Origin of the sequence: Longibacter sp., from assembly GCF_051155795.1 — a bacterium.
Classification (GTDB): Bacteria; Bacteroidota; Rhodothermia; order Rhodothermales; family Salinibacteraceae; genus Longibacter.
This window is the reverse complement of record NZ_DAXETW010000114.1, coordinates 1-7,698: the sequence shown is the minus strand read 5'-3', so window position 1 is coordinate 7,698 and position 7,698 is coordinate 1. Positions and strand designations below refer to the sequence as shown.

Below are 7,698 nucleotides of genomic sequence, written 5' to 3'. Positions count from 1 at the left end.
ACTCTCTTCAAGGAACGGATCTTTCTGTGAGCGACGGTTCGACTTCTCCGTCCGACGCGTCCGAGGGGACGGACGGCATTATTCGACAGATGTCGGATACGCTGGCAAATAAAATTGCTGCCGGCGAGGTCGTCCAGCGCCCGGCATCCGTCGCCAAAGAGTTGATCGAAAACGCCGTCGATGCCGGCGCCTCATCCATCGAACTGATCGTAAAGGACGCCGGAAGCACGCTCGTTCAGGTTATTGACGATGGATGCGGGATGAGCCGGGCGGATGCCCGCCGGTGCTTCGACCGACATGCCACCAGCAAAATTCGGTCGATCGATGATCTGGATCGTATTCGTACGCTCGGGTTTCGGGGAGAGGCGCTGGCATCCATCGGGTCGATCGCTCAGGTCGATCTGAAAACGAAGCGCGTCGAGGACGACATCGGCACGGAGGTCCGCGTCGAAGGGGGAGAGATCGTTCACGTCCGGCCCTGCGCCACCCAGAACGGGACGTCCATCGCCGTGCGGAACCTCTTTTATAACGTTCCGGCTCGCCGCAATTTTTTAAAAACCCCGGCGACTGAACTCAAGCATCTCACGGATACCTTCCGGTTCTTGAGCCTCGCCCACCCGGGCACAGCGTTTCGGATGGAGCACAAGGACCGGTCGCTGTACGACCTGGTGGCCGCGCCGATGGATAGCGGCAGACTCCGGGCTCTCCGCCGGCGGGTCATGGATCTGATGGAGCTGGACGATGACGGCCTGCTGCTCGATGTGGAGGACGAGGCGGAAGACGTGTCGGTCTGCGGTCTCATCATCAACCCATCCGCGGGCCGGCTCAAGAAGCGAGGCGATCAGTTCCTGTTCGTGAACGAGCGGTACGTCGAGGATCGATACCTGAGTCACGCCGTCCGGACCGGATACGGAGACGTCCTTCCGGATAAGGCGTTTCCCTTTTTCGCACTCTTCCTCGACCTGGACCCACGTCGCGTGGATGTGAACGTCCATCCGACGAAAGCCGAAGTCAAATTCGACGATGAAAGCGGGATGTACGGCTTTATCAAGTCGGCCGTCCGCCAGGCCCTGGCACGTGCACATCGTACGCCGCAGTTTCAGTCATCCGCGTCGGCGCGTGGTTCGACCTCGCGCGACCGCACGTCGGGATCGGGTCGACAGGCCGGGAGCGACGGACCGCACAGAGAAAACGCCGGAACGGACGGCGACGGGACCGCGACGGACCGAACGGGGGTACCCACGTCGTTTAAGCCTCGGAATCGATCCGGGACGTCTCAAGACGCAAGGTCGACGAGGGGGAGATCCACCGGGCGTTCGACCGGAAATCAGTCCTCATCCGGCGGTGGATCGTCGTCGCGGACCGATGCCTCGTCGAGCTCTCGCATGTCGGGTTCCTCGAGCGGTGCCGCCCCGCGAAATCGCCGTCGCCATCGCAGCCGCTCGGGGGCGCAGGACGAGACCGTCGGGGAGGGAAGCAGCGGCGACCTCACGCGCGAACTGTACCGGCGACCGGAGGAGGGGGAGGCGTCCATCGGACCGGTCTGGTCGCTCCACGGTCGGTATCTGCTGACCCCCACCGAGCACGGGCTCCTCCTGGTCGACCAGCGAGCCGCCCACGTCCGAGTTCTGTACGAGCAGGCGCTGGAACAGCTTCGGTCGCAGGAGTCCGGGGAATCGCAGCAGCTTCTCTTTCCACAGACCGTCGAGCTGGACGCGGCCGAGGAAGCGCTGCTCGAGGAGTGGCTGCCAGAGTTGAGGGCGCTCGGATTTGATCTGGAACGGTTGAGCGGGCGGACGGTGCAGATCCGCGGCGTCCCCGTTCAGGTTCGAAACGAAGATGAATCGTCGATCCTGCGTACGGTCATGGATGCTCTCCGTGCGGGGGAGGCACCGTCTCCGGAGGACCGGCAGCAACACCTCGCAACGGCGATCGCCCGCAATAGCGCCGTTCAGCGGGGCGATGAGCTATCGCGGGAGGAACGCCGATCGTTGATTCGTCGACTCATGGAGTGCGAGATGCCGTATGCGGACCCGGGGGGGACCCCGACGACGCTGGATCTTTCTCTCGAAGAAATTGAGCGGCGGTTCCGTCAGTGATGAGGGGGTGCACGCATGAAGGATTTGAAAGACGATGTGCGATCGGCGGCCAAACAGCACGGTCTGTGGCCCGATACAGGGCCGGTCGTGATCGGCGTCAGCGGGGGGGTGGATTCGATGGTGCTCCTTCACCTGCTGCACGACCTGCTGTCCGATCAACACCGCCTGATCGCGGTGCATGTTAATTACGGGCTGAGGGAGGGGGCGGAGGCGGATGAGGCACTGGTTCGCGCCGCGTGCCGCGCGCTCCGCCCTCCGGTCGACCTCCACGTCTTCGATGTCGACATGCGGGACGTTCCCGCCGGCACGTCGCTCCAGGAGGCCGCCCGGGATGTTCGGTATCAACGGTTTCACGAGGTGGCACAGACTCACGGAGCGTCCGCCGTCTGCGTGGCGCACCACCGCAACGATCAGACAGAAACGGTCCTCCTCCGGCTGTTTCGAGGGGCCGGTCCGACCGCTCTCGCCGGGATGCCCTGGCGCCGCCCCCTGCGATCGTCGTCGACCGTCGACCTCGTTCGGCCTTTGCTCGGGACGTCTCGAGAAGAGGTTCACGCTTACGCAGAGCGTTGCGGTATTCCCTGGCGGGAAGACCCAACGAACACCCGCGGTCCCTACGCTCGGACCACGCTCCGAACGGACATTCTCCCCGCGATCGAGGACGCCTTCCCGGGGGCGAGCGGACGCATCGCCCACGCCGCCGATCTCCTACGAACGGTGTCGGATGCGACGCTCATGCCGGAGCGACGCCGATGGACCGAGCAGATCGTGGAAACGCAGGCAGATACGTCGCTGCTCCGAGAATCCGCTATGCGCCGGGCCCCCGATGTGTGGACCGACCGCGTGACGCTCGACGCCCTCCGGCGGACCATTCCCGACGCACCGCAGACGAGTGCTATTGCCGCACGGCTCCGGGAACTGCTCGAGGCTCGCGTCGGAGCGCGCGTGGAGCTTGGGTCCGGCATCGCATGGCGCGAGCGGGACGGCATCCGTCTCGTGGCGGAGCGAACGGTCCCGGTCCCTCCGGTAAAGCTCACGCCGGACCAATCGTGTGCCACCCCGCACGGGACAATCGCAATGGAGACGATGGACGTCGGACCTGGCTGCGCTGAGAACTGGATCGATGACGGCACCGGTTGCGCCACGCTGGACGCCGATCGACTGGGCACGGATCTCGTCGTCCGCTCCTGGCAGGACGGCGATCGGATGCAACCGCTGGGGATGGAGGGGACGAAGACCGTGGCGGACGTGCTAACCGACGCGCAGGTAGCGCCTCATCAGCGCGCCCGAACGCTTGTCGTCGCGATGCCTGAGCACATCGCCTGGATCGTCGGCCACCGCATCGACCACAGACTGCGCATTCGCGCCGATACGCAGCGGGTTGCCCGCCTGACCGTCGCTCCCGGACCCGCGGATGATCGTGCTTCTCCCCGAGTAATCGGTTCTCCGTCGTGAAAATCGGGCGCATCACTCCCATTTGTCCGTCTGCCATGATAGCTTCTACGTTACTCCGGCGTGACGATTGGTCACGGTCTGCGTAGTGCCGTGACGTCCGTTCCCCCTGCCGCTCTCTTGCCCAACCGACGAGTCGTCCATGTCCTCCACGCGCGACCTCACGGAAGTGCCCGCCCAGCCTACGGATCAAACCGTCACCTTTCGCGGTGATCGGTTTCGACTGTATCTCGATAGTGACCGCATCCGGCAGCGGATTGCGGAGATCGGTCGGCAGATTAGCAACGAGTACGAAGGCAAAACGCCGATTCTCATCAGCGTGCTGAACGGCGCCTTTATGTTCACCGCTGACCTTATGCGGACCATCGACATCGACTGCGAGGTCGACTTCATCAAGCTCTCGTCGTACGGCGATGAGAAAGTCAGCTCCGGCCAGGTGCACGAACTGAAAAGCGTTGACGCCGACCTTGACGGGCGTGACGTCATTGTGGTCGAAGACATCGTCGACACGGGCCTGTCCATGCAGTTCATGATGAACCGGCTTGACGACTACAATCCAAAGTCGGTACGCGTTGCGACCCTGCTGCACAAGCCGGCGTCGACGGAGCCGGATCTGACGCTCGATTATGTCGGATTCGAGATCCCGGACCTCTTCGTTATCGGCTACGGCCTGGACTACGGCCAGATCGCGCGGAATCTGCCGGACATCTACATTCTCGACGAATGACCGAGCGTCATGCGGTACCGCCCGTCGAGATCGAACTCCGGGCCGACGGTTGCCGTCTCGCGAGCCCGCCACCCTAGCGTCGACCTGTCATGCCGTCCTCGAGTGACGCATCGCCGCACGTCCAGACCTTCGTTTGCGGCTTCTGCTTTGACGAACCGCGAGAAACGGTCGTATTAATCGAGAAGCAGCAGCCCGCCTGGCAGGCCGGCCGGCTCAACGGCGTGGGAGGAAAAGTGGAACCGGGCGAATGGCCCGCAACCGCAATGACGCGCGAGTTCAACGAAGAGGCCGGCGTTCACCTACCCACTCGCGGCACGGATCCATCGGCCTGGACGCCGTTCTGCCGCCTTTCGTGGCGGGGCGAGGACGGGGAAGACGATGCGCCGGGTCAGGTCCTGTTCTTCCACAGCATCTCGTCTATGGCGGTTCAGGAGGCGCGAACAATGGAGGCCGAGGTCATTCGCCGTGTCCCCGTAACGGATGTGCTCACGCCCGGCCGGGTTCGCGACCGCTGCCTGCCGAACCTCCGATGGCTGATCCCGCTTGCGCTCGACCCGGATGACACCGTCGCTCGGGCGCAGATCGGTGGAGGGCTCGGTCTGGACTCGTAGGTCTCTCCAAGCGCTACCACAGCACGCTCCCGTCCCCCGCTGCAGATTTGTGATGTCAGACGATTCCCCCCGCATTTTCGTCGCGTACACCGGTGGTACCATTGGCATGCGCCGTTCCGCGGACGGCGGGTACGCTCCGGCATCCGGCTACCTGCAGGAGCGAATGCGGGACATTCCGGCGTTTCAGGAAGAGGCGGTTCCCGCGTACGACGTGTACGAGTTTGATCCGCTCCTCGACAGCTCGAACATGACGCCGGCGCACTGGCTGCAGATCGCGGAGGTTATTCAGAAGAAGTGGGATGCGTACGACGGCTTTCTGGTCGTCCACGGGACCGACACGATGGCATTCACGGCGAGCGCCCTGTCCTTTATGCTGGATCCGCTCGACAAGCCGGTCGTCCTGACCGGGTCGCAGATCCCTCTGGCGGAAACGCGAAACGACGCGCAGGGGAACCTCCTCACGTCGCTTCTCCTCCTGGGCGCCTACAGCGATCGGCTGCCCGGAGTCTATCTGTTCTTTGACGACCACCTGTACCGAGGCAATCGCACCACGAAGGTAAACGCCGACGCCTTTGCGGCCTTCGCCAGCCCGAACTTCTCGCCGGTCGGGCGCGTCGGCATTAACGTCGAAATAGACTGGTCGCTCATCCCGGACGCTGGCGGTCCGGCCCCGACGCCGTCGGTCGTGGAACTCGGCACCGCGTCCGTGAGCGCCTTTCGCATCTTTCCCGGGTTGGACCCGGACTCACTGCGAAACCTACTGTCGCCCCCGGTTCAGGGCGTGGTGCTGGAGTGCTTCGGTTCGGGGAACGCCCCGGACCAAAACGACGCATTTCTCGCAGCCCTCCGCGAGGCGACCGACCGCGGCGTCGTCATCGTTGCGGTGACGCAACCCCTGCGCGGGACGGCGGACCTGAATCTCTACGCCACCGGGCATGCCCTTCAGAATGCGGGCGTCGTGAGCGGGTTCGACATCACGACCGAGGCAGCGCTCGCGAAGCTCTACTACCTCTTCGAGCAGGGCCTGCCGCCGGACGACGTACGGGCCCTCATGCAGAAGAACCTCCGGGGAGAACTCACGCCCCCGGAGGAAACGCCGGCCGAACTCGGGAAAACGAGACGCCGGCTCGCCGCATACCGGTAGCGCCAGGCGAGGCCGCATGGAGCCGCTCCTTCGCCGGAGGGCGCCGATGTGGTTGCGCCGGCGCCGGGACTTAGCCGAGGGGCTCGAAGTGGCACGTGAAGTGACGGAGCTGCGGCGGTTCCTCCGTGATCGTGTAGCCCCGCAACTCGTCCCGACGCTCGTACACGTCTTCGAACACTTCGATCACATAGTCGACGTGGCTCTGGGTGTAAACGCGCCGCGGGATTGCCAGGCGCACGAGTTCCATCGCGGCGGGCGTCTCCCCGCCGTCCGACTGGCGCCCGAACATGACCGAGCCGATCTCGCAGCCGCGAATACCACCGGTCAGGTAGAGGGCCACGGCGAGCGACTGGCCGGGGTACTCGAGAGGGGGGATGTGCGGTAGGAGGGCGCGCGCATCGACGTAGACGGCGTGGCCGCCCACCGGTCGCACGATCGGGACCCCCATTTCCGTCAGGGCGGTGCCGAGATAGCGCGTCGACGCGATCCGGTACTCCAGGTAATCCTCATCGACGATCTCCTTCAGACCGAGAGCAATCGCCTCCAGGTCGCGTCCGGCGAGCCCCCCGTACGTGGGAAACCCCTCCGTCAAGATGAGTTGGTTCCGGGCGTGCATCGCCCACGTGTCGTCGTTCATCGCCAGCCAGCCGCCGATGTTCACGAGGGCGTCCTTCTTCGCGCTCATGGTCATCCCATCGGCGTAGGAGAACATCTCACGCACGATGTCCGGGATCGGCACGTCTGCATACCCGTCCTCGCGTTTCTTGATGAAGTAGGCGTTTTCGGCAAAACGGCATGCGTCGAGGTAGAGCGGCGTGTTGTGTGCCTCGCAACACGCTTTCGCCGCCTTGATGTTGGACATGGAGACCGGCTGCCCACCGCCCGAGTTATTCGTCACGGTCAACATGACGAGCGGCACGTCATCGCCCCGCTCCGACAGCAGCGTCTCCAGCTTCTCCGTGTCGATATTGCCCTTGAACGGGTGGATGCGTTGAGGGTCGCGTCCGGCTTCGATGACCAGGTCGACCGCCTCCGCCCCGGTCGATTCGACGTTGGCGCGCGTCGTGTCGAAGTGCGTGTTGGAGGGGATGACATCGCCCGGCGACGCGACAACCTCCATCAGGATGCGCTCGGCAGCGCGTCCCTGGTGGGTGGGGATGACGTGCTCAAACGGCATCAGATCCTTGACCGCCGCCTCGAATCGGTGGTAGGAGGGGGAGCCGGCGTAGCTTTCGTCGCCTTGCATCACACCTGCCCACTGCGACGCGCTCATGGCGGACGTGCCGGAGTCGGTCAGGAAGTCGATGATTACGTCCTCGGATCGTAGGTCGAAAAGGTTGTAGTTGGCAGCCTTGATCAGGTCTTCCCGTTCCTCGCGTGTGGTCATTCGGATCGGCTCGACGGATTTGATCCGGAACGGTTCGATGATGGTCTTCATGGGGGGAGGAGCAGATGCAAGATGCAGGCGGAAGGCCAACGTACAAAGCGCTACCCTCGTGAGAAAGGGGAGCTGTGGGAAGGGGGAGAAAGGGGGAAGGCGCGGCGCGACGTCTCGGGAGGATTGCCTCTGTTCACGCTCTTACGCGTGAAGAAGCTCGTACACGGACACCTGACCACGAGCAGACCTCTTTCACGAAAAAACATCGTCCCCCGGCCTGGGCGACA

General features: G+C 64.1%; 6 protein-coding genes. 5 read left to right on the top strand and 1 reads right to left on the bottom strand.

What is annotated here, in order from left to right; translation table 11 throughout:
• The 5 genes from mutL to ansA all read left to right on the top strand — a co-directional run.
• Positions 1–2,099, top strand: a 2,099-nt coding sequence (mutL, locus tag ACFCU0_RS11850) for a DNA mismatch repair endonuclease MutL (RefSeq protein WP_434973886.1), incomplete at its 5' end; no start/stop codon positions are given.
• A gap of 15 nt (positions 2,100–2,114) precedes the next feature.
• Positions 2,115–3,554: a tRNA lysidine(34) synthetase TilS gene (tilS, locus tag ACFCU0_RS11845; protein ID WP_434973885.1), complete on the top strand. Its 1,440-nt coding sequence runs from the start codon at positions 2,115–2,117 to the stop codon at positions 3,552–3,554.
• Between the two features lie 139 nt (positions 3,555–3,693).
• Positions 3,694–4,278, top strand: coding sequence for a hypoxanthine phosphoribosyltransferase (hpt, locus tag ACFCU0_RS11840; RefSeq protein ID WP_434973884.1), 585 nt, complete (start codon positions 3,694–3,696; stop codon positions 4,276–4,278).
• An 89-nt stretch (positions 4,279–4,367) separates the two neighbouring features.
• Entirely contained in the window at positions 4,368–4,889 is a 522-nt protein-coding gene (locus ACFCU0_RS11835) for an NUDIX domain-containing protein (RefSeq protein WP_434973883.1), read from the top strand.
• A gap of 52 nt (positions 4,890–4,941) precedes the next feature.
• Complete coding sequence (ansA, locus tag ACFCU0_RS11830) at positions 4,942–6,033, top strand: asparaginase (RefSeq protein ID WP_434973882.1); 1,092 nt, start codon at positions 4,942–4,944, stop codon at positions 6,031–6,033.
• A gap of 70 nt (positions 6,034–6,103) precedes the next feature.
• On the opposite strand, the gene ACFCU0_RS11825 is transcribed toward ansA, so the two are convergent.
• The gene (locus tag ACFCU0_RS11825) at positions 6,104–7,471 is read right to left on the bottom strand and encodes a tryptophanase (protein WP_434973881.1); all 1,368 of its coding nucleotides are present in this window, start codon (positions 7,469–7,471) and stop codon (positions 6,104–6,106) included.
• Positions 7,472–7,698 lie beyond the last annotated feature (227 nt).